The 26,159-nt window shown below is 63.8% G+C and carries 19 protein-coding genes; 8 read left to right on the forward strand and 11 right to left on the reverse strand.

What is annotated here, in order from left to right; genetic code table 11:
- Nucleotides 1-72: 72 nt before the first annotated feature.
- From OZ428_RS32570 to tagH, 11 genes are read right to left on the reverse strand one after another with little or no spacing between them, the layout of a single operon-like run.
- Entirely contained in the window at nucleotides 73-1,782 is a 1,710-nt protein-coding gene (locus OZ428_RS32570; protein WP_133075572.1) for a formylglycine-generating enzyme family protein, read from the reverse strand.
- A complete protein-coding gene (locus OZ428_RS32575) occupies nucleotides 1,775-2,959 on the reverse strand; it encodes an ABC transporter permease (RefSeq protein WP_269132322.1) in 1,185 nt (394 codons plus the stop codon). The genes OZ428_RS32570 and OZ428_RS32575 overlap by 8 nt, the downstream gene beginning before the upstream one ends.
- Nucleotides 2,959-3,663, reverse strand: a complete 705-nt coding sequence (locus OZ428_RS32580; RefSeq protein ID WP_123474761.1) for an ABC transporter ATP-binding protein — start codon at nucleotides 3,661-3,663, stop codon at nucleotides 2,959-2,961. Before OZ428_RS32580 ends, OZ428_RS32575 begins: the two co-directional genes overlap by 1 nt.
- Entirely contained in the window at nucleotides 3,663-6,629 is a 2,967-nt protein-coding gene (locus tag OZ428_RS32585) for a serine/threonine-protein kinase (RefSeq protein WP_269132323.1), read from the reverse strand. The genes OZ428_RS32580 and OZ428_RS32585 overlap by 1 nt, the downstream gene beginning before the upstream one ends.
- Nucleotides 6,626-7,345 (reverse strand): PP2C family protein-serine/threonine phosphatase, encoded by a 720-nt coding sequence (locus tag OZ428_RS32590; protein WP_028618488.1) that lies wholly within the window; start codon nucleotides 7,343-7,345, stop codon nucleotides 6,626-6,628. Before OZ428_RS32590 ends, OZ428_RS32585 begins: the two co-directional genes overlap by 4 nt.
- Nucleotides 7,346-7,999 (reverse strand): type VI secretion system-associated protein TagF, encoded by a 654-nt coding sequence (tagF, locus tag OZ428_RS32595; RefSeq protein WP_133075575.1) that lies wholly within the window; start codon nucleotides 7,997-7,999, stop codon nucleotides 7,346-7,348. It lies immediately after the preceding gene.
- Nucleotides 7,996-11,496: a type VI secretion system membrane subunit TssM gene (gene tssM, locus OZ428_RS32600; RefSeq protein WP_269132324.1), complete on the reverse strand. Its 3,501-nt coding sequence runs from the start codon at nucleotides 11,494-11,496 to the stop codon at nucleotides 7,996-7,998. Before tssM ends, tagF begins: the two co-directional genes overlap by 4 nt.
- Entirely contained in the window at nucleotides 11,493-12,782 is a 1,290-nt protein-coding gene (locus OZ428_RS32605) for a DotU family type VI secretion system protein (RefSeq protein WP_133075577.1), read from the reverse strand. The genes tssM and OZ428_RS32605 overlap by 4 nt, the downstream gene beginning before the upstream one ends.
- Before the next feature lie 6 nt (nucleotides 12,783-12,788).
- Nucleotides 12,789-14,123 (reverse strand): type VI secretion system baseplate subunit TssK, encoded by a 1,335-nt coding sequence (gene tssK, locus OZ428_RS32610; protein WP_038843489.1) that lies wholly within the window; start codon nucleotides 14,121-14,123, stop codon nucleotides 12,789-12,791.
- Nucleotides 14,124-14,141: 18 nt separating this feature from the next.
- Nucleotides 14,142-14,651, reverse strand: coding sequence for a type VI secretion system lipoprotein TssJ (gene tssJ / locus OZ428_RS32615; protein ID WP_133075578.1), 510 nt, complete (start codon nucleotides 14,649-14,651; stop codon nucleotides 14,142-14,144).
- A gap of 57 nt (nucleotides 14,652-14,708) precedes the next feature.
- Nucleotides 14,709-16,004: a type VI secretion system-associated FHA domain protein TagH gene (gene tagH, locus OZ428_RS32620; RefSeq protein ID WP_269132325.1), complete on the reverse strand. Its 1,296-nt coding sequence runs from the start codon at nucleotides 16,002-16,004 to the stop codon at nucleotides 14,709-14,711.
- Nucleotides 16,005-16,398: 394 nt separating this feature from the next.
- Here tagH and tssA point away from each other — a divergent pair, with 394 nt between their 5' ends.
- The 8 genes from tssA (at nucleotide 16,399) to tssH (ending at nucleotide 26,157) form a co-directional block, all read left to right on the forward strand.
- On the forward strand, nucleotides 16,399-17,418 hold the full coding sequence (gene tssA, locus OZ428_RS32625) for a type VI secretion system protein TssA (RefSeq protein WP_178951073.1): 1,020 nt from the start codon (nucleotides 16,399-16,401) through the stop codon (nucleotides 17,416-17,418).
- Between the two features lie 54 nt (nucleotides 17,419-17,472).
- Nucleotides 17,473-17,979 carry a type VI secretion system contractile sheath small subunit gene (tssB, locus tag OZ428_RS32630; RefSeq protein ID WP_010207547.1) on the forward strand — a complete coding sequence of 169 codons (507 nt, stop codon included), beginning with the start codon at nucleotides 17,473-17,475 and terminating at the stop codon, nucleotides 17,977-17,979.
- Nucleotides 17,980-17,981: 2 nt separating this feature from the next.
- Entirely contained in the window at nucleotides 17,982-19,478 is a 1,497-nt protein-coding gene (tssC, locus tag OZ428_RS32635; protein ID WP_010207548.1) for a type VI secretion system contractile sheath large subunit, read from the forward strand.
- Between the two features lie 77 nt (nucleotides 19,479-19,555).
- On the forward strand, nucleotides 19,556-20,044 hold the full coding sequence (locus OZ428_RS32640) for an Hcp family type VI secretion system effector (protein WP_005792512.1): 489 nt from the start codon (nucleotides 19,556-19,558) through the stop codon (nucleotides 20,042-20,044).
- Nucleotides 20,045-20,122: 78 nt separating this feature from the next.
- Entirely contained in the window at nucleotides 20,123-20,638 is a 516-nt protein-coding gene (gene tssE, locus OZ428_RS32645; protein ID WP_005792513.1) for a type VI secretion system baseplate subunit TssE, read from the forward strand.
- On the forward strand, nucleotides 20,635-22,494 hold the full coding sequence (tssF, locus tag OZ428_RS32650; protein WP_269132326.1) for a type VI secretion system baseplate subunit TssF: 1,860 nt from the start codon (nucleotides 20,635-20,637) through the stop codon (nucleotides 22,492-22,494). The genes tssE and tssF overlap by 4 nt, the downstream gene beginning before the upstream one ends.
- Nucleotides 22,458-23,501, forward strand: a complete 1,044-nt coding sequence (tssG, locus tag OZ428_RS32655; protein ID WP_133075583.1) for a type VI secretion system baseplate subunit TssG — start codon at nucleotides 22,458-22,460, stop codon at nucleotides 23,499-23,501. The genes tssF and tssG overlap by 37 nt, the downstream gene beginning before the upstream one ends.
- Nucleotides 23,494-26,157, forward strand: a complete 2,664-nt coding sequence (tssH, locus tag OZ428_RS32660; protein WP_269132327.1) for a type VI secretion system ATPase TssH — start codon at nucleotides 23,494-23,496, stop codon at nucleotides 26,155-26,157. The genes tssG and tssH overlap by 8 nt, the downstream gene beginning before the upstream one ends.
- The last annotated feature ends 2 nt before the right edge of the window (nucleotides 26,158-26,159 follow it).

The raw sequence follows: 26,159 nt of genomic DNA on the forward strand, positions 1-26,159 counted from the left end.
GTTTAAGTTTGACTTGCCCAGCACGGCCCACCGCCGCCTGAGTCCCTTCCAAGCTCGCCATACAGCCAGCGCTCATCGCTGACCGCTCGCTGCGAGCAATTCCTTCAAGATCGTTGCCGGGTCGGCCCGCTGTTGCTTGCGGTAGTTGCCGACATGGCGAACGAACAGTGTTGCGCGCGTCACCAGGCTCTTGCCGAGCACTGGCTTGCGATCCAACTCTTCCTTGATCCGTTGAAACTGCGCCTGGATCACCGCATCGGTGTAACGCGTGCCGGTGGCCAGGTTGTCGATATAGATCGCCACCGCGCCATCGAGGGCGCTGCGACCATTGGCAATCGCCATGTCGAACAGCTGCGCGCTGGCCTCGTCCTTGTTGTCCAGGGACTGTTGGCGGCTCTTCTGCAGGTTGGCCAGGCGGATGTTGTAGTTGGCGATGGTCTCGGCCACCAACGCGGCCGACTGGATCAGGTTGCCCGCCGCCTCTTCGCGTTGCTGGGCGATCAGCGAGACGTTGCGCTTGAGCTCTTCGTTGACCAGCCCCAGCTCGGCTTGCAGCTTGGGGTCGGCGCTGGCGGCGATGATGCTGTCCAGGCGTTTGGTCGGGTCCTGGGCGTCGTCGATGGCATCGGTGAGCGCGGCCAGGCGACCTTCTTTCTGCCACTGGGCGAACAGCTCTTTGTAGCGTGAACGCGGCGCCGACAAGGCGCCAATCGCCACGCGGAATCCGGTGGTCTCGTTGCTTTGCTCGGTGCCGTCAGCGGCGAACAGCGGGTACTCGCGGCGCATGCCGGTGAACAGCGTGCCCTCGCCTTCCAGGTAGTTGCCACCCTTGACCACAAAGCCGCCGTAGGTGCCCTGGCGACGCCCGGCGTGCACCAGTTGGAAGGATTCCTGGACCATCTCTGCGGCGTTGCCGATCACGTCGAACAGACCAATCGGGTTGGGCAATTTGGTGCCAATAGGCATCAGGCGCGCGGCCTGGCCGGTGCCGCCGGCGACCTGGTTGAACACGGCGTAATCGCCGAGCGGGCCGTCGCTGTCGCTGCCTTCAGTGCGGCGCGGGAACAGGCGACCTTCCAGGTCCTGGCGGCTGACGGCATGACCGCCGCGCGCGGCGAACTCCCACTCCACTTCGGTGGGCAGGCGCACAAAACCCAAGCCGCCGTCGTCCGCCGAAGAGCCGCGTCCGCTGACCGGCAGCAACTCACGGTGGTATTTCATCAACCAGGCGCTGTACACCGCCGAGAAGCGCTCGGCCTCAAAGCGCGACAGCTTCACCTTGGGCAAGCGCCCGGCCATGCCGGTGGGCGCGTCGCACGCCGGCGCCGGTTCACCGCTGGCCAGAGACTGCGCCTGGGACATTACCTGGGCGTACTGGCGTGCCGTCACTTCGTACTTGCCGATGAAGTAGAGCATGGGCTTGAGCGGGGTCTTGGCGTCGGTCTTCGGCATCAACGGCGCGATGACTTTGTTCCAGTCTTTGGGCAGGTCCTTGAGGGTGAACTGGCCATTGATGAAGTCGCGGCGGTAGCCGGAAATGAATGACTGCTGATAGCCCGCCTCGCCTTCGGCAAAGGGGTAGCCGAGGCTGATCTCGCGATCATCCAGGGTGCCCTGGGCCAGCACGTAGGCGTAGCGGAACACCATGTTGCCTTCGCACGGCAGCGGCAGGCTGACGTCGCCTTCCAGTGGCTTGGGGTTATCGAGTTTGTCACTCGCCTCATCGGCCCAGGCCATGGAGGCCAAGGTCAGCACCACACAGGCGCCCAGTAACTTATACATCTCTGATTCCTTCAGAAGCCTGGATCCGCGCCACTCGCCAACCACCACAGGCCGCCGCCATGGCGCTGACGCCCATGATTGCAACCAGGGCCAGGCCATAATGACGCGCCAACAGATGACTGGCGTGTTCGCCCGGCACCTGCACGAATAACTGATTCAACGCCGCCTCGGCCAAGCCATACAGACTGGCACTGAGCACGGCGGCGAAGCCAGCGCTGTACAGCGCCTGCACCACCACAAACAGCAACAGCCCACCGGTGGAAAACCCCAACAGGCGCAACACCGACAATTCCCGACGCTTGCGCGCCACGGCGGCCAACGCCCCAGCAAAGATCGCTGCAAACCCTCCCGCCAACGCCAACCCGCAGATCACCCAGAACACGATCGACAGGTTGCGGCTCAACGACTGCACCTGCGCGATGGTCTGCGCCTGGGTCGATACCAGCAGGTTCTGCCCGGCGAAAAACACCCGCAGCGGTTCCACATCGGTGAGGTTGCGCGCATACAGGCGAAATGCCGGGTACACGCGTTGTTCACTCACACCGACCGCTTCACCTTCCCAGCCCAAGGCCGGTACTGCGCGGCCATCACGGTAATCTTCTGCGGCTTCCAGCAATTTCAAATCGGCCAACAATCCGTCACGGGCAAAAGCTTCCAGCGGCAATACCGCCAGCACCTGCAAGCGCGTGCGCTGGGCCTCGAAGCGCCCTGCTACTTGCCGCGCAAAACTGGCTTCCAGCCAATCCCCCGGCCGCGCCGCCAGCTTCTCGGCGGCGGTGTGGCTCAGCACGATCTGGTCCAGGCCCTTGGGCACCGGCAGACCCGCCAGCAAGGGATCACCCCAAGCGGTCGGCAGCATTTCCAGGGCCAAGGCACCCACCTGCGCGGTCGCCGCAATTTGTCGCGTGCGCGGCAGTGCAAACGCCACATCGCTGCGCTGGCCGAGTTGCTCGATAAAGGCGCTGCTGAATCGACCGCCACCCAACGGAATAATTTCACGGGTGGCGGGGTCGGTCTGCAAACGTTCGGTCAAACTGCTAACCAGTCCAAATTTCAGGCCGAATAACACCAGCAACGGTGCAATGACCGCGACCAGCGCCAGCACCGAACAGGCCGACAACCAGGCATCGTTGCGATAGTCCTGCCAGGCCAGCGACGCCACCAGACCCATGCGCATCAGCACACCTCCCCGAGGGTCGCGGTGACGCCGCCGTCGGTGTCGCGACGGCAACTGATGCGCCGCACCTGCAAGCCGCTGGCGCGGGCCAGGGGTTCGTCATGGGTGGCGATCACACAGGCGGCACGGTGTTCGCGCGCCTGGGCCAGCAGCGCCTGCATCACGCGCTCGGCATTCAAGGGGTCGAGGGACGCCGTCGGCTCGTCCGCCAGCACCAGTTGCGGCGCATGGGCCAAGGCGCGGGCACAGCTGACGCGCTGGCGTTGACCCACCGAGAGCGCCGCCGGCTTCTTGGCCAACTGGTCGCTGATCTCCAATTGCTCGGCCAGACGCGCCACGCTGCCATCGTCCTTCAAGCCCAGCAGTTGCCGGGACAAGGCGATATTGCCGCGCACATCGAGAAACCCCAGCAAGCCGCCGGTTTGCAGCACGTAACCCAGGTGCTGGCTGCGCAGCGCAGCCAGCGTGGATTGCTGATCACCACGCCACAACCCGGCAATGTCCTGCTGATGAAATTCAAACTGCCCGACCTGATCCGGCGCCAATACCAGCGCCAGCAGATCCAGCAAGGTGCTCTTGCCGCAACCGCTGGGCCCGACAATCGCCAGTTGCTCACCCGCACGCAGCGTCAGCGCCGGAATCACCAGGCTGTAGCGCTGGCTGCCGACACCCCGGCTCTTGTGCACCGCGTTCAAATTCAGCATTACGGCAAGGTCGACAACGGCACGCGGTACAACGCATCGCCCGGCTCGGCATCGCCGAAACGGACCCAGTTGGCCACGTCATTGTGGAAGGTTTCGTAGAGGCGGATCTTCGAGTCCAACTCGTCGATGAAGTCTTCCTGCTCGGCCACGCTCAACGACAACCACAGGTCTTGGGTCATGTTCAGCGACTTGCTGCGGTACGGCAGGCCTTCCAGGTATTCACCCAAGATGCCGCCGTCGGCCAGGTTGCCGCCCTTGCGCAGGGCTTGTGGGTCGCGGCTCATATAGGCGGAGGCGCTGGCGATTTCCTGGAAGAAATCCTTGGGTGAAGTCTGGGTCTTGCGCGCTGCATCGACGATCAGTTTCAGCGACTGCTGCAGGTCATTGAGCTGCAACTTGGTCAGCATCACGCACACCTGGAACGCCGGCAGTGCCGGGTTGGTCAGGTCGCGGTCAGCGGTCCAGGCGCTGACCAGTTGTGGCGCCTGGCTCGCGGTTTTACGCCCGAGGAAATCCATGTGCATGGCATAACCGACGGCAGCGGACTTATCCGCCAGACTCGGCGCGCTGTTCAGCAACGGTACCGGCTGTGGCGTGTTGCTGCGCACCTGATGCACCAGGTTGGCAAACACCGTGCCGATCTCATCCACACGGTCACCGAGTTTGCGCACATCACCACCGGGCACCGCCGTGTACAGGTCACCGATCTGCGGGTTGGCGTCGGCGGTGAGGATGCGATATTGGCTCTCGGCACCAGCATGGGTTTTCTTGCCGGCGTCGGTACGCAGGTGCAGGGCGTAGATCTTGATCTGCTTGCCCAGCGCAGCCTGGCGCACCTCGGCTTCGTTCATCTGGGTGGCGGCGAACGGATCGTTCTTGCGCAGCGCGCCGGCATCGGTGACCAGCAGGATGATGCGCCCGCCATAGCCCGACCAATCCATGCCGTCCACCGCCTGCATCACCCCGGCGAACGCATCTTCGTTGAACGAATGGCTGGACACGGTGGACGCCTTGACCTGCCGCGCCATGTCGAGGAAACGTTGCGGGTCGCGGCCCTGGTCGAGGGTGATCAGGGTCTTGGCGACGTATTCCAGGCCAGGGGTTTTCTTGATGCTGCTGCGAAAGCCCACCATGCCGAAGCTCACGCTGTCCAACTCGCCGCGTTCGCCGATGCGGGTTTGCAGTTCGTGCACCACGTCGCGGATCTGGTCGATATAGGGCTGCATGGAAACGGTGGTATCGACCACCAGCACAACCGCCGTGCGAAAGGCGTCGGCATTGGACTTGATCACCGGCGTCGAGGGCTTGGCGGCCGCGCTGCTGCCGGGGTCGATGGAGGCCACATTGAGCAACTGCACCGGCTGGCCGTTTTCGTCGAAGCTCTCTTTGGCGTCGAAGATCGGCAGCAGGTAGAACTGGTTTTGCGGCACCGCACTGGCGGTCGGTTCCAGGGCCAGGATCTGGCTGTTGTCTTCACTGTTTTTCTGCGCCTTGGCCAGTACGCCTTTGGCGGCGGTCGGATCAGCCAGGAGTTTTTCCACTTCAGCGGATTGGCGCAGGAACATCACCGGCGCCCGACCCGAACGCTCGGTGAACTTCAAGACCAGGCTCTGCTTCCAGTCGCTGACCTGGGACGCAGGCAACCAACCATCACTGCGGCCATCGGTGGCGGCGCCGACGCGCACCCACGGGCTGCCGTCAACGTCCTTGCGTTGGTAGACGTAGAGCACGGAAAACGCCGGCAAGGCCTTGCCCGGCGCACTGCCGGCGTCGGTTGAAAGCTTGGCGCCGGGTTTGCTGAGGACGCGCTGGAACAGCGTTTTCTTGCCCGCCATCAGCAATGGCCGCTGGCCGCCCTCCACTTCTGCCACAGGCGGCGCCACCGGCGGCACAACCACCGCAGCCGGGGGGTTGGCCACAGGTTCATCGCTGCCGCTCAACCACCAATAACTGGCACCACCAATCGCCAACGCAACCGCCACCGCCACCGCAACCGCGGCCAGTGCCAACACCGGCCCACGGCGCTGCTCGCTGTGCTGGGTCGGCGGCACCACCGGTTGGCGCACCGGCTGGGGTTTCTCGGTGGGGATCTCGATGGATTCCGGAGTGATACCCGCCAGATCAAAATTCATCGGGATCGGCAACGGCCGCACCAACGTAGCCTCTGGCGATTCCGACGGCAGGTTATCCAACGCCCGCAACAACGCCGCCGCATCCGCGAAGCGCTCCGCCGGATCCTTGGCCAACAGCTTGCGCAGCACCTCCTGATACCGGCCGTGGTGCACCGGCAATTCGGGCAATGGTTCAGTCAGGTGCGCGAGCGCCGTGGAGAGCGCATCGGTGCCGGTATAAGGCAGCTTGCCGACGAGAATCTCGTACAGCACCACGCCCAGCGCATACAGGTCGGCGCGACCATCAATCTCCTGGCCCCGCGCCTGCTCCGGGCTCATATAGCTCGGCGTGCCTACGGCAAACCCGGCCTGGGTGAACTGGGTGCGATCATCCAGCGACTTGGCGATACCGAAGTCCGACAGCACCGCCGTGCCGTCGGCGCGGAACAGAATGTTCGCCGGTTTCACATCGCGGTGCACCAGGCCCTGGGCATGGGCATAGCCCAGCGCCGAGGCGATCTGGCGGATCAGCGTCACGCCCTGCTCCGGCGTCATGCCGGCGGCGATGCGCTCCTTGAGCGTGCCGTTGGGCAGGTATTCCATGGCCATGTAATACAGCTCACCGACATTGCCGATGTCATGGATGGTCACCGTGTGCGGGTGCGACAAGCGCGCCAGGGTCTTGCCCTCGCGCAGGAAGCGTTCGCAGAAGCTCGGGTCAGCCGCCAATGCCGCCGCCATCACCTTCAACGCCACCTTGCGCTCCAGGGAGCGCTGGGTCGCCAGGTACACGCTGGCCATGGCGCCTTCGCCGATCTCGCCTTCGATGTCATAACCGGGAATGACGATGTTCATGCCGATACCTTCACGACGATGGCGGTGATGTTGTCCGGCGCACCCCGGTTGAGCCCCAGGTGCACCAGGCTGCGCACGATTTCATCCGGCGTGTCGTGGCCGAGGACTTCGCGGATCTCATGGTCTTCGACGGTCTTGTTCAGGCCATCGCTGCACAGCAGGTAGCTGTCACCGGGGGCGATCAGCAGGTCGACCACCGCCAGTTCCAGGTGCGCTTCCACGCCAATCGCACGGGTGACGATATTGGCGCGTGGATGGGTGCGGGCGTCGGCTTCGCTGAGCAGACCGCTGTCTTGCAGGTCTTGCACGTAGCTGTGGTCACGGGAGATGCCTTCAAGCACGCCGTCGCGCAGGCGGTACAAGCGGCTGTCGCCAGCCCATAGGCAAACGCCACGCAGGCCACGGGCGGCCAACAGCACCACGGTGCTGCCCATCATGGTCACGCCACGGTGGGCAGTTTCTTCGCGCACGGCGGCGTTGATGCGCAGCAGGTCGTTGCGCAGCGCCGCCGTGTACTCATCCAGGGAACGTCCCACCGGCACGCTGCGCAGGCTGTCGACGATCAGGCTGCTCACATAGTCCCCCGCCGCGTGCCCGCCCATGCCGTCGGCCACCACCCACAGGCGGTTTTCCGGCAGGTCCAGGCAGGCGTCTTCGTTGACCTGGCGAACCATGCCCACGTGGCTTTTGCTCGCGGATTTGTACGTCGACCCCATCTACACCACACCTTCTTGTCCGAGCAAAAACTGCGCAAAATCGCCGGCGGCAGGCAGGCCCTGACACCGCAACAAACCAGGGGAAATCGTCTGCGAGCCACGGCCCCACCACAGGCTCGCGCCTTCGCAGGCCTGTTCGGCCAGGGCGTTGATGCGCCCGTGAGGCACGGTGGCGGCCACCCGTTGCAGGCCGGCGAAACGGCCACCCACCGCGCGCGGCTCGCCCGCCGGAAAGCCCAGGCTGTCGAGGCCGTCATTGAAATTTTCGAAGGTGGCACCGGCATCCAGGGTGCTGAGCAGCAACGCTTCGGCCTGCTCGAACCAGGTGTCCGGCCCGCCCACCAGGGACGCAGGATTGGTGTCGTGGTCGAGCAAGGTCACCACCGCCAGAGGGAAGTAACGCCCGACCCGGTCGATGCTCGGCATCACCACTCCCGCCGCCGCGTCCGGCCCGCACACGCCCGGCGCCAGCACAAAGCGCCACAACGGGCTGACCAGGTAGGTGTTGAGCCAATCGCCGCCGAGGCTGTTCTGACTGGCAAGCAGACCCGCCGCCAACCAGCTGTCCCACGGGCCAATGAAACTCTGGGGCAACGCGCGGCTGACGAAGTCGCCACGGCTGGCCAACTTGCCGTAGAAACCCAAGGTCGTCATAGCCGCTCCGGCAGGCTGAAGCCACTGAGTACGCGGCTCTTGAACGGGTTGAACGCGCTGTTGGCGCGCAACTCGTAGGCGATGCTCGCACCGTCCACGCGCAAGCGCAGGTTGAAACGGTCCGGCGAGTTACCGGCGGTGAGGTCCGATTGCTCCAGCAGGCGGAACCAGGCCCACGGCCCGTCCAGGGTCACGCCGGAACGGCCACTGCCGGCGGGCGGCATAATGGAGAGACGCACCACGCCAATGCTGCCGGGGTTTGGCCATTGCATCGCCACTGGGCGGCTTGGGCCGTGGTCGTAGCTCAGTTGCTGCCCGTCCAGGTCCAGCAGGAACTGGGTGATGGTCGGGTCCATCGACACCGGTTTGAGTTCGAAACGCACGATGGGCTGAGTGCCTCCCGCTCTAAAGAACGCGTCACGAATAGCCGCGGCGCGTTGGAAGGTTTGCAGCACGCCCGGCGCAATCCCCAGCTTCTGCGCCGCGCCCGGCTGCCAGCGCCAGGTCTGCGCGGACGTGTCCACGTAAGGCTGCAGGTACTTGCGGAAGTAGTTGTCCATCACCCCGCCCACACCGAAGAACTGGCCGAAGTCATCCAGGGTCGCGTCCCGCGCACTGCCCGGCGACATCGGGTAGCGGCCGGCCAGGGACTGGCGATACACGTTGACGACTTCGCTGGCCCAGGCCGCGTTCAGTTGATTGCGCACCCCGCCCATCATGCTGTTGGTGGTGGAATTGACCACCGACTTGACCATGCCCTGCACCAACGGTGGCTGGCGCTCGGCATTCAGGCTGACACGCGTGGCCGCAGCCGCCGCCTGGTTCTTCGCCTCGCCGAGCAAGGCATCACCGCTGGCGCCAACCATGGCGCTGACCTGCACATACAGCGCGTTCATGTCGGTGAGCAGGCCATCGATGGCCTCTGGCTCGCCTTCATTCTTGCTGACGATGCTGTTGAGTTCGGCAAAGTGCGCGGTCACCGGATCATCCGCCGCAGCAGGTGCATTGGCGCTCGGTTGCTCCTGGCCAAGCAGGCTGCCCAGGCGCTCCTTGAGTTTGTCGACGCCACCTTCCACCGGCACGCCTTTAGCGGCCAATTGGCGCTCTTCGGCTTGCAGATCGGTTTCCTTGGCCACCGCCACCAGCAGTTTTTTCAGCGGGGAAGCAGGGCCGGATATCACCCGCAATACGTCGGCCGCCTGGGCCACGCTGGTGATCGGCACAAAGTCGATATCCGCCAGCAAGGCGTCCCACTGGCGCTGGTAATCCTGGAAATACAGGCGGCGTACGTCGGCGGCCAGGCTCACCACATTCTGCTGGTCGGCCTGTTCATGGCCCAGCACCCATTGCTCTTCGGCCAGGGTGCCGGTCTGGTTCAGGCTGCTCAGCAAAAACGCTTGGCGATAACCCTTGGCGGTGAAGAACCCACTCAACGGCTCGCCCAGCGGCTTGCCACTTTTGCGGCTGAACACCAGCGCCGCATCACGGCCGGCGGCTTCGTTGAGGCGGAAGTCCGGGATGCCTTCAGGCAGTTTCTGGCGCTTGACCCGGTCATACACGCGCTGGGCCACCGGCAGCAGTTGCAGCTGACGACGCAGGTCGTCGATCAGTCGTGGATCCAGGCGCGCATTGGGCGGATGACGTTCGAACAACGACTGCAAGTGCCCGGCCAATGCCTGGCGCTGATCGGCCGGCAGGTCGCGGGGCAGGTTGCGGTCCCAGTCGAGGGCGATCCAGGCCTTGATGAAGTCCGGGTCGTAATGCTCGGCATCGGCGAGCATCAGGTAGGCCTTGAGGCCTTCGTAGAGGAAGTCGGAATTGCCGCCGCCGTGCAGTTGCTCTTCGATGCGCGTCACCAGGCGTGGCGCGAACACGGCGATCAACAGCTTGCGGTAGACGCTGGCGGACTCGGCTTCAAGCATGTCGCCCTGGTACAGACCCAGGCCTTCTGACCAGCTCGGCGAGTCGCCGGCCAGGTTCTTCACCGCATTGAGCAATGGCAATACCGCGAGGATGTCACGCTGCGCCGGGCTCAGGTTCTGCACGGTCTGGCCCAGCGGCGCGACCTTCTGATCGACCTGGGCGATATACGCCTGGTTGGCGCGGTAACTCACCCACCACAAACCGCTGACCACCACGACAGTCGCCACGGTGGCGGCCAGCACGCCGCGTGCAATCCACTTGCGTCGGCGCTCGACCTTGGGGTTCACCCCAACCAAGCCGCGCTCGGCAAACGCCACGGCGGTGAAGAGTTTTTCGATGAAGTAACTGCGGCCCGTGCCGCTCTGGCGCGCCAGGTGCTGGCGATCCAGGTTCATGCTCTGGGCCATCGCGCCGATCAGGCGGTCGATCGGGCTGCCTTCCTGGGTGCCGCTGGTGAAATACACACCGCGCAGCAGCACGCGCTCTTCAAAGGCATTGGGCTTGAACACACCTTCGAGGAAGCTTTGCAGGCAATCCTTCAATGCGCCGAACTGCTGCGGGAAGCCGTAGATCAGGTCGCGCCGCGCCGGGTCGCGCTCCTGTTGCAGGCGTTCGACCAGACGTTCGTTGAGGCGCTGTTCCAGCCCGGCGAATTCGCTTTGCAGGTGCGCCAACGGGCTGTCGCTGTTTTTGCCGTCGTCCAGGGCAAAGGTCATGCCCCACACCTGGGCGCGCTCTTCCTTGCTCAGGTTGTCGAAGAACTCCATGAAGCCTGGCACCAGGTCGAGCTTGGTCAGCATCAGGTAGATCGGGAAACGCACGCCCAACTGGGTGTACAGCTCCTGGATACGCAGGCGGATGGCGGCGGCATGGGCGGCGCGCTCGGCGTCGGTGCCGAGCAACAGGTCCGACAGGCTGATGGCGATGAAGGCACCGTCGATAGGCCGGCGCGAGCGCTGCTTTTTCAGCAGATCGAGGAAGCCCAGCCAGGCGGCTTTATCCACCGTGGAGTTGCTGTCCTGAGTGGTGTAGCGGCCGGCGGTGTCGAGCAACACGGCTTGATCGGTAAACCACCAATCGCAGTTGCGCGTACCGCCAACACCCCGCACGGCACCCGCGCCCAACTGCGCGGCCAACGGGAAATGCAGGCCGGAGTTGACCAGCGCCGTGGTCTTGCCCGAGCCCGGCGGGCCGATGATCACGTACCACGGCAGCTCGTAGAGGTTGCGACGTTCGTCACCACCCAGCTTGGCCTTTTTCAGCAGCGCCAGGGCCTCGTCCATGCGCTGGCGCAGGGTGGTGAGCTCTTCGGCGGTGGCGACGCTGTTCGGGTCTGCCGGGGTTTCGGCGGCCAGGCTGCGCATCACTTCGGCAGCCTGACGCCGCGCCTGGATGATGCGGAACACGCGGTAGGCGATCCACACCGCGAACACCAGGATAATCAGCGCCCAGCGGCGACCTTCCGGCACCAGCATGTCGAGCAACGGCCCGACAAACCAGATGATCAGGCTCAGGGCGATCAGGCCCAGCACGGGGATCACCCAGCGAATCATGAAACTGAAAAACGCCTTCACTCGACGCCCTCCGCCAATACGGTGATTTCAACCCGACGATTGCGGGCGCGGCCTTCTGCGGTGGCGTTGGTCGCCACCGGCTCGGTGTCGCTGCGCCCTTCTGCGCTGAAGCGCTCCGCCTGGCCGGTCTTGGCCGCGAGGATGTCCAGCACCGACTTGGCCCGCGCCTCGGACAGCGCCCAGTTGGACGGGAAACGCAGCGTGGCAATCGGGCGGTTGTCACTGTGCCCGGTCACGCGCACCTGGCCTTTGACTTTGCGGATGGCGTCGGCGATGCGCAGCATCAGCGGTTGGTAGTCATCGACGATGCTGGAGCTGGCGGACGCGAACAGCTCGTCGCCACGGATGGTCACCACCGAACGGTCGACCGCATCTTCCACGGCAACGCGCCCGGCCTTGATGTCTTCCACCAGGAAGCCCGCCAGGCGTGGACGCTCGATGACTTTGGGTTGTGCCACCGGGCGGTCGATGGCCTGCACCGGAATTTCGCCCAACGCGTGAATGTTCTTGAACACCGGCTCGGCATCCGACGCCAGCTTCATGCGCAAACCAAACAGCAGCGCCAGCAGCAACGCCAGGCCGATGGCCACGGCGATCCACGGCGGCATGAATTGCGCCAGGCGATCCCGCGCCACGGTCACGCCGCGCCAGTGTGGCGACAGTTCACGTTCGTGTTCGCCACGGGCGCTGCGAATGGCGGCGGCCGTGCGCTCGCGCAGGGTTTCCAACTGGCTGCGACCGTCATTCATCACGCGATAGCGGCCTTCGAAACCCAGGCACATGCACAGGTACAACAGCTCCAGCAGGTACAGGCGTTCCCGTGGACTTTGCAGGCAGTGGTCGAGCAACTGAAAGACCTTTTCGCCGCCCCAGGCTTCGTTGTGCACGGTGATCAACAGGCTCTGCTTGCCCCAATCACTGGTGCTGCCCCAAGGCGTGCTCAACACCGCTTCATCCAGCGCGGTACACAGCGCGTAACGGGCCAGCAGCACTTCGTTGCGGGCGATGCCGGCCGCTTCGGCGCGCTCTTCAAACTGGCGCAGATAGGCCAGCAACTGCGCGCGCAGGCTGGCCGGCGCTGGGTGGGCGATGGTGTTGCGCAGGCGCGTCAGCAGGGCCAACAACGGGCCGGCGGCGCTTTCCAGCGGGTTGAGGCCCTGGCTCTTGCCGGTGAGCATCGGCGCGGCTGGCATGGCCAGCGGCGAAGGTTCGGCACGCGCAGGTTCCGGCGCCCGGCCCCCCGGACGCGGCATGAACTGGGTGCGGTCATCATCATTGGGATGCATCGCGGATTATCCTCGGATCGCCCAGAAGGCCAGGTTCAAGCCCGGGAACTGCCCGGCGATGTGGAAGGCAAAACCACCGGAGTTACCCAGCTGTTGCCAGGCCTCGCTGCCGCGATCCAGCTCGTAGTAGGTGGAACCTGCGTGGTACGGCAATTGGCGCGGCGCCACGGGCAGAGGCAACAGGGTGATGCCCGGCAGTTGCAGGTTGACCAGGTCGCGGATGTGCTCCACCGAACCGACTTTGCTCTGCTGGCCGAAGCGCGCGCGCAGGGTTTCGCCGGGAACATCGGCACGCACCACCAGGATGAAGCTGGCGTTGTCGAGCAGGGTCTTGTCGGCCAGCATCGCCACGTGGACGCCGTAGGCTTTCTCGACAATCGGGATCGGCGTGGCCTTGCTGTCGATCAACATCGACAGCGCTTCACGCAGGGCGGCCATCACCGGGGCAAAGCTCAGGGCCAGGTCGTCGTGCTGGTACTGCGGGTATTCCTGGGGACGGCGGCCTGAGGTGGAGAAGGTCGAGAACTCACCGGCCAGGCTGACCAATTCACTGAAGAAGCGCTCCGGGTGCAGTGGACTCAACTGGCTCAAATGCTGGATCAGCGGTTGGGCGCGGTTGACCAGTTGCAGCAGCATGAAATCGGCAATCTCCGACGCGCCACCGGCGCCCGAAGCGACCACACGCCCCGCCAGGGCTTCGCCGCGCTGATGCAGCAGGCCAAGCAGCTCGCTGCGAAATGCCGTCAGCGGTTTGCTCGCCGCCACGTCCAGCACGGGCGGGATGTAGGTGTCGTCGATGACCAGCGCGCGGTCGGCGCGTTTTTCCTTGATGCGCACCAGGCCAATAGCGGCGTAATCGCTGATGCCGTCCTGGGCGGTCAGCAGGCGCAGGGCGCGGGCGCCGACGGCCACCGGGGCACGGTTTTCGAAGGGGGCGTTGTCGTCACGCACCTCGCGAACCTGGCTCACATAACGCGCCGCTTCCAGGGCTTCGCCTTCCTCCACGGTATCGCGGGCGCCGGCACGCTTGAGCGGCAGCGCCAGGTACACCAGACCGTCGCGCAGGTTGTCATCGATGTTCAGCGGGCTCGGCGCCAGGTCGTCCTGGGGAATGTTGAACGGCGTACCGTCGGGCAACAGGCCACGCGCCGAGACAATCGCTAGCTTGCCCTGGGCCAACAGGCCCTGGTCGATCAGCAGCTCGGAAAAGCCCCAGGCCCCGGCAGACAACGGGCGGCTGCGGGCATCGATCAGGTTTTCCAGGTAACGGTCATGCTGCTGGAAGTGCTGCGTTCCGATGAACATGCCTTCCGACCAGACCACGCGATTGTTCCAGGACATGGGGGCTCCGATTGCTTCTTATTGGGCAGGGCTGGATGGGGTGACCACGACGTCGGCGCGCACGGCACGCACATCGAGGCTGATCTGGTATTCGGTGTATTGGCGCGCGGGCACGTTGATCACCGTGCGCCATTGCGCGCGGTCCAGCTCGCGATAGCCCACCAGCAAGCCGATCTGGCGTGTGGACGGGTCGAGGTCGCGCTGGAGGCTCAGTTGCTCGCCGGGCTGCACCATCACTTCGTCCTGGTCCAGCAGGTCCAGGCCAAGGGTCGATTGGGCGCGGTCGGCCAGGGCGAAGTAATCGGAACGGGCGAAGGTGGCGGCGTTTTTCAGCTCGAAGATGCGCACACGCACCGGCGCGGCCTGGCCGTTGGCACCGGGGTTGAGCCCGTTGATCGCATGAAAGTGCAGCTCGACGGCGGCCGTCTCTGCTTCGGCCTCAGCGCTGGTTTCGGGTTTGGCGGCGTCTTTGGCACACGCCGTCAGCAGCAGCAAGGTGGCGGCTACGAGTAAAAACCTGGGAATCATCCTGCGTCCTCAATGACGTACTTAGCTATCCGTTAATCCATGTGTTGCGGCGCGGGTTTACCGACGCTGTCGTGCGCTGTGTTCTTCGTAGGCCCGGCTGAATTCACGGCCGAACAGGTCCTGGAAATCTTCCTGGGCCTCGCGGGAAATATTGCTGTAGAGCTCGGTGAATTGCTGCCAGTACTGGGCTTGGCGTGAGCCATTGAAAATACTCGAGAGCCCGCCGGGCTTGCCCATGCGCTCTTCCAGTTGCGCCGGTTCAAAGCGCGTGAGCAGGTGTTTGATCGCCGCTTCCACACCGGCCATCACCGCCAGTTGGTGGGCGCGTAGATCGTTGAAACTGTCACGCACGGCGGCATCCGGCGCCATAAACGCCTGGTTGCCGTGGCGCAGGAGCAGCAGTAGCGCTTCGTCGGCATTCGGGGCGAATTTCAACGGATTGTTTTCGGCGGGCTGGATCATGGTCTGCTGCATGCGGAACTCGCCTTTGAGGCTGGCGCGGGCACGCAACACGTCGATCAGGCCTTCGACCATCAGGCGATAACTGCGGCCAATATTTTCCATCTGGGCCTCGGCCTGGGCTTTGTCCAGGCGCAACTGATCGAGGCCGGCGCCGCGCAGGAAGGCTTGCAGCAGGTCGGGTTGCTGAGTGTCTGTCACAGGCTCGACCGCAGGTGGCGGCGCAATGACCGGTGCGGGCGGTGGCGCGATGGGCGCGGGCGTGTCGCCAAACAGGTCCCAATCTTCGGGAATCACCGAGCCTGAAACCACGGGTTTCTCGACCGCAACCGGCCTCGGTGGCCGGAAGTCATGCTGCTCGGACGGCACGTGGTCCGGCACAGTCGGCGGCGGCACGGCGGTGGGGCTGAGGAAGTCGAACAGGTCCGGCAGCGTGTCCATCGACGAAGCGCCCTGGAACTGCGGGGCGATCACCGGCACCGGCGCAGGCTTGCTCGCCACGGCGCCCATCAGCGCTTCAAAGCTGTTCGGTGAGTCGCCGGCAAACGGCTGGCTGTCGACGGCCTGCACGTTGAAGTCGATACGCGCCTGGATCTCGTAATCGCCGATGCGGATCAACTCGCCATCTTGCAGCAGCTCGCTATTACCTCTACGCAAACGAATACCGGCGTTAACCAACTCCACTCCGTTTGTACTGTTATCCGTTAGATAATAACGGCCATCTTTGTATTGAATAACGCAATGTTGCGAGGAGACCAGGCGCTCTGGGTCAGGTAATACCCAGTCATTATCGGAACTGCGGCCAATAGCCATCGAGCCCTGATTGATGGACTTTTCGGAGCACTGCCCAGGGGTAATCTTGTGATAACTAGTGATAGTCAAACACAGCGACATCTTGCCTCCTTGCTGATACTTCGCGCGCGGTCGATTCCCAGGACAGCGCCTCCCGGGATATCGCCATCAGGTCGAGCAATCGACCGTCTAAAACCTGCCAATGCCAGCATGATCGCTGATCTTAACTGGGTTCTATGACAAAAATCCTGTCCCGGTGCGTCGTTCGACCCACCAGTCGCGCAGGTTGTTAAGCACCGCACATCTGTCACAGAGGGCGAATAGCTTACCTTGACAAGGCGTAAGTACTACACCAAAAATGCACAACTTCTTGAATACCAGTGATGGCACATTAGTGGCATCTCGCTTATATGACCAAGAAAACATGCAAAGTTCCTCGCGTAACTAATGCATGAATTGCCCGCCATCTAACGGGCTGATAGGGAGATCAAATTCAGTGGATGTGCCGTTGCTGCTCACCGCCGTTTCCGCGACTTCGCCGTGTGGCGAAGACATGGAATATGACGCGCAATTTCTGCAATTGGAGCGTGATGCCAAGGGCCAACCCGAGCGCAGCATGGGCGACTCCATCCTGCCCGCTGAACCGCCGGAATGGCGCAGCATCCAGCAGCAAAGCCTCGACTTGCTCGCGCGCAGCAAAGACCTGCGCATCACCCATTTCCTGCTGCAAAGCGCCCTCGCCCTCCAAGGCGTCGCTGGCCTTGCCGAAGCACTGACGCTGATCGACGCGTTGCTGCGCGATTACTGGGCCGACCTGCACCCGCGCCTGGATGCCGACGACGACAACGACCCCACTGTGCGCATCAACGCCCTCACCGGCCTGACCTGCGACACCAATATTCGCTTGCTGCGCGAAAGCATCCTCACGCGTTCGCGCACCTTCGGCCCCGTGAGTCTGCGCGCGGCGCTCAACGCCAGCGGCCTGTTGAGCTTCCCCGACGAGCAACTCGGCGCCCAGCAGCTCAACGCCGCGTTCCTCGACAGCGACCCCGAGCACCTGCAAGCCACCCGCGACGCGCTGATTGCTGCGCGTGCGGCGTGTGAAGCCATCGAACGGCAGGTCAACGATCAGGTCGGTTCCGCCCAGGGCGTGGACCTCAGTGCCTTGAAGCAACCGCTCAAACAAGCGTTGCAGATCCTCAATCAAGCGGTGCCCGGCACCGACAGCAGCAGCGAACCCGAGGCCGTCAGTGACGACAATGCCCCCTCGGCCGACTTCGCCGCTGCGCCCGCAGCACCGCGCCCGGTGGGCGATATCGCCAGCCGCGACGACGTGCTGCGCAGCCTCGACAAGATCCTTGCGTACTACACCCGGTACGAGCCTTCGAGCCCGCTGCCGGTGCTGTTGAACCGGGCCAAGCATCTGGTGCACGCCGACTTCGCGGCCATCGTGCGCAATCTGATTCCCGACGGCATGTCCCAATTTGAAAACCTGCGCGGCCCGGACGGCGAGTAAGCCGCCCGACAGTGCAGTAACAACACCGTCGCTCAAGCGACCAGGAGCAGCAACGTGGCGAAGCAAAGTTCTCAGAAATTCATCGCGCGCAACCGCGCGCCTCGAGTGCAGATCGAGTACGACGTCGAGCTTTACGGCGCCGAGAAAAAGGTCCAGCTGCCCTTCGTGATGGGCGTGATGGCCGACCTCGCCGGCAAGCCCGCCGAGCCTCTGGCGCCGGTGGCCGACCGCAAGTTCCTTGAAGTGGACGTCGACAATTTCGACTCGCGCCTCAAGGCCATGCAGCCGCGCGTGGCGTTTCACGTACCGAACGAGCTGACCGGCGAAGGCAACCTGAGCCTGGACATCACCTTCGAAAGCATGGACGACTTCAGCCCGGCCGCCGTGGCCCGCAAGGTCGACTCGCTGAACCAACTGCTCGAAGCCCGCACCCAGCTGGCCAACCTGCTGACCTACATGGACGGCAAGACCGGCGCTGAAGAAATCATCATGAAGGCGATCAAGGACCCGGCACTGCTCCAGGCACTTGCCAGCGCGCCGAAGCCTGCAGGGGATCAGTAATCATGACCGACAATACCGCCCGCGAAGGCAGCCAGATCCTGGGTGCCACCGAAGAAGCCAGCGAGTTCGCCAACCTGCTGCTGCAAGAGTTCAAACCCAAGACCGAGCGTGCCCGCGAAGCCGTGGAAACCGCCGTGCGCACCTTGGCCGAACAGGCTCTGGCGCAGACCGACCTGGTGTCCAATGACGCGATCAAGTCGATCGAATCGATCATCGCCGCCATCGACGCCAAGCTGACCGCCCAGGTCAACCAGATCATCCATCACCAGGATTTCCAGCAGCTGGAAAGCGCCTGGCGTGGCCTGCACTACTTGGTCAACAACACCGAGAGCGATGAGCAGCTGAAGATCCGCGTGCTCAACATCTCCAAGCCGGACTTGCACAAGACCTTGAAGAAATTCAAGGGCACCGCGTGGGACCAGAGCCCGATCTTCAAGAAGATGTACGAAGAAGAATACGGCCAGTTCGGCGGCGAACCTTACGGCTGCCTGGTGGGCGACTACTACTTCGACCAGTCGCCACCGGACGTGGAACTGCTGGGCGAGCTGTCGAAAGTCTGCGCCGCCATGCACTCCCCGTTCATCGCTGCGGCTTCGCCGACTGTGATGGGCATGGGCTCGTGGCAAGAACTGTCGAACCCGCGCGACCTGACCAAGATCTTCACCACCCCGGAATACGCCGGCTGGCGTTCCCTGCGTGAATCGGAAGACTCGCGCTACATCGGCCTGACCATGCCGCGCTTCCTGGCGCGCCTGCCGTACGGCGCCAAGACCGACCCGGTGGAAGCCTTCGCCTTCGAAGAAAACACCGACGGTGCCGACAGCTCCAAGTACACCTGGGCCAACGCCGCGTACGCGATGGCGGTGAACATCAACCGTTCGTTCAAACACTACGGCTGGTGCTCGCGCATCCGTGGCATCGAGTCTGGCGGTGAAGTGGAAAACCTGCCGGCGCACACGTTCCCTACCGATGACGGTGGCGTGGACATGAAATGCCCGACCGAAATCGCCATCAGCGACCGCCGTGAAGCGGAGCTGGCGAAGAACGGTTTCATGCCGCTGTTGCACAAGAAAAACACTGACTTCGCTGCGTTCATTGGCGCCCAGTCGCTGCAGAAACCGGCCGAATACGATGACCCGGACGCCACCGCCAACGCCAACCTGGCCGCGCGCCTGCCGTACCTGTTCGCCACCTGCCGTTTCGCCCATTACTTGAAGTGCATCGTGCGCGACAAGATCGGTTCCTTCAAAGAGAAGGACGAAATGCAGCGCTGGTTGCAGGACTGGATCCTCAACTACGTGGACGGTGACCCTGCGCACTCCACCGAAACCACCAAGGCCCAGCACCCATTGGCGGCTGCCGAAGTGATCGTGGAAGAAGTCGAAGGCAACCCGGGTTACTACAACTCCAAGTTCTACCTGCGCCCGCACTACCAGCTTGAAGGGCTGACGGTGTCGCTGCGCCTGGTATCGAAGCTGCCTTCGGCGAAAAGCGCGTAAGCATCCTGATCTGAGTGCGCCCGGACAGGGAGCACTCAACACCAAATATCGTGGCTGAGACCACACAGGGAGAAAACATGGCTGTTGATATTTTCATCAAGATCGGCGACATCAAGGGCGAGTCCATGGACAAGGCCCACAAGGACGAAATCGACGTGCTGAACTGGAGCTGGGGCATGGCCCAGTCCGGCAACATGCACGTGGGCGGTGGCGGCGGCGCGGGCAAGGTGAATATCCAGGACCTGTCGCTGACCAAATACGTCGACAAAGCGTCGCCGAACCTGATGATGCACTGCGCCAGCGGCAAGCACATCGACAAGGTCAAGCTGACCGTGCGCAAGGCCGGCGGCGAAAGCCAGGTCGAGTACATGGTGATCAACCTGGAAGAAGTGCTGGTGACTTCCCTGAGCACCGGCGGTTCGGGCACCGATGACCGCCTGACCGAGAACGTCACCCTGAACTTCGCCCAAGTGATGGTTGACTACCAGCCGCAGAAAGCCGACGGCACCAAAGACGGCGGCGCGATCAAGTTTGGCTGGAACATCCGTTCCAACACCAAGCGCTGATAGCCCTTGAGGCCGTGGCTTCGCGCCACGGCCACAGCCCACTTGTCCCTCTCACACCCCGTCCGTGGAGCCGCTTTGGTGGTCACTGAAATCGCTTCCCGCGACCGTCTGCAACCGTCCCTGCTGGACCGGCTGACCGACGACGATCCAACCAATCCCAAGGAAAGCGCCGACAAACGCGTGCTGTCCCTGACCCAATTGAAAGCCTCGGTGCTGCGCGACCTGGCGTGGCTGCTCAACACCACGTCGTTGCTCGACGCCGATGCCACGTTGCACACCCCGGCCGGTACGTCGGTGGTCAACTACGGCTTGCCGGCGCTGGCGGGCAACAGTGTTTCCAGTGTGGATATCAAAGCCCTGGAGGCCTTGATCTACCAGGCTATCGCCACCTTTGAACCGCGCATTCTGCGCCACACCCTGCGCGTCAAAGCCCGCGTCGGCCATGGCGAGATGAACCATAACGCGCTGAGTTTCGAGATCGAAGGCGACCTGTGGGCACAGCCGGTGCCGTTGCGCCTGCTGCTGCAAACCGACCTCGACCTGGAGTCCGGCCACGTGCGTGTAGTGAACGCTGACCAGCGGAGACGCCCATGAACCCGCGCCTGCTGGAGCTGTACAACCAAGAACTGCACCACGTGCGCGAAAGCGCCGCCGAGTTCGCCAAGGAATACCCGAAGATCGCCAGTCGGCTGACCCTGTCCGGTATGGACTGCGCCGACCCGTACGTCGAACGTTTGCTCGAGGGCTTTGCCTACCTCACGGCCCGCGTGCAGCTCAAGCTCGACGCCGAGTACCCGACCTTCACCCACAACCTGCTGGAAATTGCCTACCCGCATTACCTGGCGCCCACGCCATCGATGACCGTGGTGCAATTGCAGACCGACCCGGACGAAGGCTCGTTGGCCAGTGGTTTCCCGCTGCCCCGCGACACCGTTTTGCGGGCCGCGCTGGGCCGCGAAACCCAGACCTGCTGCGAGTACCGCACCGCGCACCCGGTGACGCTGTGGCCGTTGCAGGTGAGCAACGCCGAATACTTCGGCAACCCTGCCGCCGTGTTGGGGCGCCTGGCCGCCAGTGAGCCGAAGGCCAAGGCCGGTCTGCGCCTGACCCTGCGCACCGGCGCCGAATTGCCCTTCAACAGCCTCGACCTGGATAACCTGCCGCTCTACCTCAGCGGTGCCGACGAGCAACCGTTCCGCCTCTACGAGCAACTGCTGGGCAACGCCTGCGCGGTGTTTGCACGCAAGCCGGGTGGCGATTGGGTCGAGCGCCTGCCGCAGGATGCACTGCGCTCCCGTGGCTTTGACGATGCCGACGCCGCCATGCCGGTGGTCGCACGCGTGTTCCAGGGCTATCGCCTGTTGCAGGAATACTTCGCCCTGCCCCACCGTTACCTGTTCGTCGAGTTCGCTGAACTGAGCCGTGCGGTCAAACGCTGCGACGGCCAGGAGCTGGAGCTGATCGTGTTGTTCGACCGTCATGAGCCAAGCCTGGAAGGCAGCGTCGGCGCGGCGCAGTTCCTGCCGTTCTGCACGCCGGCAATCAACCTGTTCCCCAAGCGCGTCGACCGTATCCACTTGTCCGACCGGGTCAACGAACACCATGTGATCGCCGACCGCACACGGCCGATGGATTTCGAGATTCACTCGTTGAGCGGCATCACCGGCCACGGCACAGGGCCGGAGCAACCGTTTTTGCCGTTCTATGCGGTGCGTGATCCGTCGCGCTACGGCCGCGACCAGGCGTATTACACGGTGCGCCGCGAGCCCCGCGTGCTGTCCAGCGACCAGCGCCGCAACGGCCCACGCTCCACCTATGTGGGCAGCGAGACCTTTGTCAGCCTGGTGGACAGCCGCCAAGCGCCCTACGGCCATGACCTGCGCCAACTCGGCGTGACGGCGCTGTGCACCAACCGCGATTTGCCCCTGTTCATGAGCATCGGCAACGGCAAGACCGACTTCACGCTCGCCGACAGCGCCCCGGTGTTATCCGTGCGTTGCGTGGCAGGCCCGAGCCGCCCGCGCGCCAGCCATGCCCATGACGCCAAGGCCTGGCGCTTGATCAGCCAGCTCTCGCTCAACTACCTGTCCCTGAGCGAACAGGGCCAGGGCGCGGCAGCCTTGCGCGAACTGCTGCGCCTGTACGGCGACAGCAACGACGCCGCCCTGCAATTGCAGATCGAAGGCCTGCGCGAGGTGAGCAGCAAAGCCGTGACCCGACGCTTGCCGATGCCCGGCCCGATCGTGTTTGGCCGTGGCCTGGAAATCACCTTGGAATTCGATGAAAACGCGTTTCGCGGCACCGGCGTGTTCCTGCTCGGTGCGGTGCTGGAGCGCTTCCTGGCACGCTACGTGTCGATCAACAGTTTTACCGAGACGGTGATCCGTACCACCGAACGCGGCGAGATCATGCGATGGAAAGCCAAGCCCGGACGGCGTCCGACCCTGTGAACACACTGGATGCGATGCATCAGGAGCCCTGGGAATACGATTTCTTCCAGGCGCTGCGGCGTATCGAGTGCGAATCGCCGGAGCTACCGCGCCTGGGCCATTCCCTGCGCCTGGCGGATGACCCGCTGCGCCTGGGGCAACAGGCCGATTGCACCTTTGCGCCGGCCACCCTGGCCTCGGTCGATCCCGGTGGCGACGGCAAGCCGGCACGGCTGGAGCAATTCTTCTTTGGCCTTGGCGGCCCCAACGGCCCGCTGCCGCTGCACATCACCGAATACGTGCGCGAGCGTCAGCGCAACAACGCCGACAGCACCAGCAAACAGTTCCTGGATGTGTTCCACCATCGCCTGCTCAGCCTGTTTTACCGGGCCTGGGCCGAGGCGCGACCGACGGTCAGCCACGACCGACCGGATGATGATTACTGGTCCGCGCGCCTCGCTGCGTTGAGTGGACGGGGCATGCCGAGCCTGCTGAATCAGGGGCTCATCCCGGACACTGCGAAGCTGCATTACAGCGGCCACCTGTCGGCGCAAACCCGCTATCCAGACGGCCTGAAAGCCATTCTCAGCGAGTACTTTGGCCTGCCGGTGGAGATTGAAGAATACGTCGGCCAATGGCTGGAGTTGCCTGAGCGCAGCCGCGTCAGCGTGAGCGCCAACCGCCTGGGCGTGGACTTTTGCCTGGGCAGTTTCGTGTGGGACCGCCAGCACAAATTCCGCATCCGCCTGGGCCCGCTCACGCTGGATGACTACATGGGCATGCTGCCCGGCCACCCGCCGTTCAACGAGTTGGTGGCATGGGTGGCCGAGTACCTGGGCCATGAACTGGACTGGGACCTCAACCTGGTTTTGCAACAACCCGAAGTGCCGGCGCTGCAACTCAATGGTCAGTTCCGCCTGGGCTTCAACACCTGGCTCGGCAAGCCCGAGCATGACGCCAACGACCTAATCCTGGCCCGGCATTACGCCGATCACGCCACCACCTCAAGGAATCCAGAGCATGGGTGAAATCAGTCGCGCCGCACTGTTCGGCAAACTCAACAGCGTGGCCTACAAGGCCATCGAAGCCGCCACCGTGTTCTGCAAACTGCGGGGCAACCCGTATGTGGAACTGGCCCACTGGTTTCATCAGTTGCTGCAACTGCAGGACTCGGACCTGCACCGCATCATCCGTCAGTTCAACGTGGAGCCGGCGCGCCTGGCTCGTGACCTGACCGAAGCGTTGGACCGTTTGCCGCGCGGCTCGACCTCGATCACCGACCTGTCCTCCCATGTGGAAGAGGCCGTTGAGCGCGGTTGGGTCTACGGCAGCCTGATGTTTGGTGAAAGCCAGGTGCGCACTGGCTACCTGGTGTTGGGCATCCTGAAGACGCCAAGCCTGCGCCATGCGCTGTTGGGCTTGTCTGCCGAGTTCGACAAGATCAAGGCGGAAGCCCTGAGCGAACGCTTTGACGAATACGTGGGTGATTCGCCGGAAAACGCCTTGAGCGCCAGCGATGGTTTTAATGCCGGTGCCGTGCCCGGTGAAGCCAGCGGTGCCATGGCGCCGAGCGCAATGGGCAAGCAGGAAGCGCTCAAGCGCTTCACCGTTGACCTGACCGAACAGGCGCGCAGCGGCAAACTCGACCCGATTGTTGGCCGTGACGAAGAGATCCGCCAACTGGTCGACATCCTCATGCGTCGCCGCCAGAACAACCCGATCCTCACCGGTGAAGCCGGGGTGGGCAAGACCGCCGTGGTCGAAGGTTTCGCCCTGCGCATCGTTGCCGGTGACGTGCCGCCAGCCCTGAAAGACGTGGAACTGCGCAGCCTCGACGTCGGCCTGCTGCAAGCTGGCGCGAGCATGAAAGGCGAGTTCGAACAGCGCCTGCGCCAGGTCATCGAAGACGTGCAGGCGTCGCCCAAGCCGATCATCCTGTTTATCGACGAAGCGCATACGCTGGTCGGTGCAGGTGGCGCCGCCGGGACTGGCGATGCAGCCAACCTGCTCAAGCCTGCATTGGCTCGCGGCACCCTGCGCACCGTGGCCGCGACCACCTGGGCCGAATACAAGAAACACATCGAGAAAGACCCGGCCCTGACCCGTCGCTTCCAGGTGGTACAGGTGGCCGAGCCGTCGGAAGACAAGGCGCTGCTGATGATGCGTGGCGTGGCGTCGACTATGGAAAAACACCACCAGGTGCAGATCCTCGACGAAGCCCTGGAAGCTTCGGTGAAGCTGTCCCACCGCTACATCCCGGCGCGCCAGTTGCCGGACAAATCCGTGAGCCTGCTGGACACCGCCTGCGCCCGCGTCGCCATCAGCCTGCACGCGGTGCCGGCGGAGGTGGACGACAGCCGCCGTCGCATCGAGGCGCTGGAAACCGAGTTGCAAATCATCGCCCGTGAGCATGCCATCGGCATTGCGATTGGTGCGCGTCAGACCAACACCGAGGCGCTGTTGAGCGCTGAGCGTGAGCGTCTGGCGACCTTGGAAAGCCGCTGGGCCGAAGAGAAAGCCCTGGTGGACGAGCTGCTCGCCACCCGTGCAACCTTGCGCGAAAAAGCCGGTGTGGTGGACAGTGGCAACGATGAATTGCGCGCTCAACTGGTCGACCTGCAACAACGCCTGAGCGCCCTGCAGGGCGAAACCCCGCTGATCCTGCCGACCGTGGATTACCAGGCCGTGGCCTCGGTGGTCGCTGATTGGACCGGCATCCCGGTGGGCCGCATGGCGCGCAATGAACTGGAGACGGTGCTCAACCTCGACCAGCACCTGAAAAAACGCATCATCGGCCAGGACCATGCCCTGCAGATGATCGCCAAGCGCATCCAGACCTCCCGCGCCGCCCTCGACAACCCGAGCAAGCCGATTGGCGTGTTCATGCTGGCCGGCACCTCCGGGGTGGGCAAGACCGAAACCGCCCTGGCCCTGGCCGAAGCCATGTACGGCGGTGAGCAGAACGTCATTACCATCAACATGAGCGAATTCCAGGAAGCCCACACAGTGTCGACCCTCAAGGGCGCGCCACCGGGTTATATCGGCTACGGCGAAGGCGGCGTGCTGACCGAAGCCGTGCGGCGCAAGCCCTACAGTGTGGTGCTGCTGGACGAGGTGGAAAAAGCCCACCCGGACGTGCATGAGATCTTCTTCCAGGTGTTCGACAAGGGCGTGATGGAGGACGGCGAAGGCCGGGTGATCGACTTCAAGAACACCCTGATCCTGCTGACCACCAACGCCGGTACCGAGCTGATTTCCCACGTGTGCAAAGACCCGGCGAACGTGCCGGAGCCGGAAGAAATCGCCAAGGCCCTGCGCCAGCCGCTGCTGGAAATCTTCCCGCCAGCCCTGCTCGGCCGTCTGGTGACCATCCCTTACTACCCGCTGAGCGACGAGATGCTCAAGGCAATCACCCGTCTGCAACTGGGCCGCATCAAGAAGCGTGTAGAGACCACCCACAAGGTGGCGTTCGATTACGACGACGCGGTGGTCGACCTGATCGTCTCGCGGTGCACCGAGACCGAAAGTGGCGGGCGCATGATCGACACCATTCTGACCAACAGCCTACTGCCGGACATGAGCCGTGAGTTCCTCACGCGCATGCTCGAAGGCAAGCCGCTGGCGGGTGTGCGCATCAGCAGCCGGGATAATGAATTGCACTACGACTTCAGCGACGCGGCCTAAAC

Origin of the sequence: Pseudomonas sp. GXZC (assembly GCF_026967615.1) — a bacterium.
Lineage (GTDB): Bacteria > Pseudomonadota > Gammaproteobacteria > Pseudomonadales > Pseudomonadaceae > Aquipseudomonas > Aquipseudomonas azotoformans_A.